Source organism: Halomonas marinisediminis (genome assembly GCF_004347715.1).
GTDB classification, from domain to species: domain Bacteria; phylum Pseudomonadota; class Gammaproteobacteria; order Pseudomonadales; family Halomonadaceae; genus Halomonas; species Halomonas icarae.
Map to the genome: position 1 here is coordinate 1 of NZ_SLTR01000640.1, position 242 is coordinate 242.

The 242-nt window shown below is 69.0% G+C and carries 1 protein-coding gene; it reads right to left on the minus strand.

Annotated elements, in window-relative coordinates:
* Positions 1-218 (minus strand): TRIC cation channel family protein (locus tag E0702_RS20105; RefSeq protein WP_205742125.1); only part of this gene is annotated, 218 nt, incomplete at its 3' end.
* Positions 219-242: the final 24 nt, after the last annotated feature.

The following is a 242-nucleotide window of genomic DNA, read 5'->3' on the forward strand; positions in this document are numbered from 1 at the left end:
GTCGCGATGTATGTCAGATCCTCGATCCAGAAGACCGGGAACCGGCCGATCAGGATGTCACGCAAGGTGCCCCCGCCCACGGCCGTGACCACCGCCAGCACCACCGCACCGAACGGGTCGAACCCCTGCCGGACCGCCTGGATCGCGGCGGAGGCGGCCATGACGGCGGTCGCAAGAACGGTCAGCGCGACAACAAGCGGGGCTAGGGAAGTGAGCATCCAGGGGGCGGGGTCAGAGCGGCC